This window comes from Paenibacillus sp. P4_A7, from assembly GCF_056402455.1.
Map to the genome: position 1 here is coordinate 1 of NZ_JBFUHJ010000578.1, position 3,068 is coordinate 3,068.

At 42.3% G+C, this 3,068-nt stretch carries 2 protein-coding genes; both read right to left on the reverse strand.

What is annotated here, in order from left to right:
• The coding region (locus AC1DWN_RS31250) for a response regulator (RefSeq protein ID WP_477562754.1) at positions 1-911 on the reverse strand (911 nt) is incomplete at its 3' end.
• Positions 912-953: 42 nt separating this feature from the next.
• A partial coding sequence (locus AC1DWN_RS31255) for an ATP-binding protein (protein ID WP_477562755.1) occupies positions 954-3,068 on the reverse strand: 2,115 nt, incomplete at its 5' end.

Consider the following 3,068-nt stretch of genomic DNA (forward strand, 5'->3'; position numbering starts at 1 on the left):
GCCCTGCTCCAGTTCTGCGCTGCAATCTCTTCCTGAATTAAACGACGCACAAGTGCCGAATATCGCTTCTCTAGGTTTTCCTCTAACGAAACCTTCCAAAGATAAGGCTTACCATCAAGCAACGGACCTTTATATAGAGAACATAGTCTTTCAGCATCAGAGAGGCTGAACAACTCCTCTACAAAGGAAAAATCCGAATCATAATAAGCAAGCATATCATACTCTTCATCCCCAGTTTCCAGAAGATACCCATCATTTGTTTTCTGAATATCCAAACCAAGCTGCTGTTCTTTCAGCAGCTTTTTCAAGAGATAAATCGTATTGTGCAAATTATGTGAAGAACGATCCTCTTGCATATCAGGCCACAGTAATTCCGCTAACCTCCACTTATTAACATCCTGACCAGGATGGCATAGGAAAAAAGCTAATAGCTCCTCTGTTTTGCGTGTTGGAAAACGAAGGACTGCACCTTGCAAATTACGGACCTCGAATTTTCCAAAACACTGAATCAAGGATAATTTCTTGCTAGGCTTATTTGCCACAGACGAGTGATGCCTATTAATCAGACGCTCCGTTACCCGTTCGATGGACGTGGGAGTAACCGGCTTCAAAATATAATCTAGAGCTTCGACGCCGAAAGCCTCAATCGCATAATTTTTGTAGGCTGTTGTAAACACGACTTCGATCCCCAACGACAGCTTGCGTATTTTTTGCGAAAGCTCCAGTCCATTCATCTTTGGCATTTCCACATCAATGAAAGCTATATCTGGCCTAAGTTCCGACAGGCTTTCTAAGGCTTCAAATGGATTATTAAAGGCCCCTACAATCATATAATTAGTGTTACGTCCTATAATGACTTTCATCAAGTCCAAAATTGGCTTTTCATCCTCAACAATGACGGCACGAAACATAGTGATCGATCCTTTCATTATTTCTCAATAAATAGAACAGCCTCAGTTTGAACCTTGAAGCTCATTTCCGATCGATACCTCATTATGATAAGGCAAATACATCATGACCTTCGTTCCGCTCCCAGCCTCGGAATGGATCGTCAGCGCTGCTCCTGGTATAGCATGGATACGTTTGCGAATATTCGAGATACCTATACCCCCGCCCTGCCGCTCTCCGCTAGTTATTTGATAGAGAAGAATATCAGGCATGCCGACACCATCGTCCTCAATCGTCACCTGCATATAACCCTGCCCCTCATAAATGCGAAGTGAAACTACACCATCCCCTTCTTTCTCAAACAAACCGTGACGGATTGCGTTTTCAACAAAAGGCTGAATGCATAAAGTAGGAATCTCAACATGCTGAAGACCTTCATCCACATGGCATATAAAGCTGAACCGCTCTCCAAACCGAGCTTTTTCAATCTCTACATATGCATGAATAAGTTCCAGCTCCTGACTAAGTGATACGGATGGATTGGACCGATCTGTATCCAAAATATAGCGCATATATTGACTAAGCATGGACAACAAATAAGCTGCCTTTTCTCCATCTGTATAGCAAAAGGAAATGACACTGCTTAATGCGTTATATAAAAAATGTGGCTTTATTTGAGCCTGATGAAAGGCTTGTTCATTACGTATTGCATCTTGTATCGATGTTTTCATCGCAATCAATGTCTGGATTCTGGCTAGCACAGTCTCCCCATCGAATGGCTTAATTACATAGTCATTCGCTCCGGCTCTGAAGCCTAACGCGATATCTGGCGGAGATTCCTTAACCGTTGCGAATATAATAGGCAGGTCCAAAATGGAATATCGAACACGCAGCGTTCGGCACAGCTCTATTCCAGAAATACCCGGCATCATCACATCTAAAATGACAAGGTCTATCCTCGAATGCTCGTTCATCTTCACCAGTGCCTCTTTAGCGGAGAATGCCGTTATAACATTGTATCGATGTCGGCTTAAAATATTTAGCAGACTATGGATATTAGAAGCCTCATCATCAACGATTAGAATGGTGTACTCATGTTGGCCCATAATGTCCAGTGGAGCATCACTATATGCCGCTCGCTGTATTATTTGACCCTCCGTGGATACCGCTGCTTCGCGATATCCAGGTATCCTATCCACCTTTGGAAGTGTAAACAGCATACGTGTCCCCTGTCCGATCTCAGACCAATCCACGCATATTTCCCCACTCATCCGCTCAACCAATTTTCGACTTATGTACAATCCGACTCCCATCCCGGTATAGCCATCCGCCGGCAGCGGCTCGTCAATCTGCTCAAAGTATTCAAAAATCGCACTATAATTATTAGCAGAAATCCCTGTCCCCGTGTCCTCAACTGTAATGGAGACCTTATCACCTAACGTTCTTGACCTGACCATAATCCAACCATTATCCGTATGCTTTATAGCATTATGAACCAAATTGTACAGCACCTGTCGCAGTCGGCTCTCATCTGCTAGAACCCATATATCAGACTCTACTTTGTTGTCCAATCGCACTGACTTTCCCGCAAGTTCGAATTGTAAAACATCAAATACGATCTGAACAGCTACTTTCACATCGACAACAGTCAAATGTAAACGCAACTCCCCATGCTTTAGGCGACTTACATCAATCAAATCCTGAATCAGCATCGAAAGTTTTGTTGAGGTATCCTTAATTAACCAAAGATTTTGCTTTTGTTTCGGCTGTAGATTTCCATCTTCATCTTCCAGTAAATAGGAGGTCATATTCATAATGCCATGCAGTGGGGTTTTTATCTCATGAGAGGTACTCATCAAAAATTCGTCCTTCAACTGGTTGGATATTATTAATTGACGAGACAGAGTCTCCGTCTTCTCTTGAGCATTCGAAAACCGCACTGCTAACAAAATATTAATAAATACGATAAAACCAATAACCCCACATTTCCCTGCTAAATCGGTGGGTACCAAATCTTCCGAATACAGACTTCCGTCTATTAGAAAGACCATCAGCGCAACTCCCCCGCCAATAAATAGCAATAATTCCTTTCCATCATTCAATGAATCCGTATTTTTTATGTAAAAATAAACCATTTTCCCAATAAGGAACATGACTAAGAGACCCATATAGAGTACGAA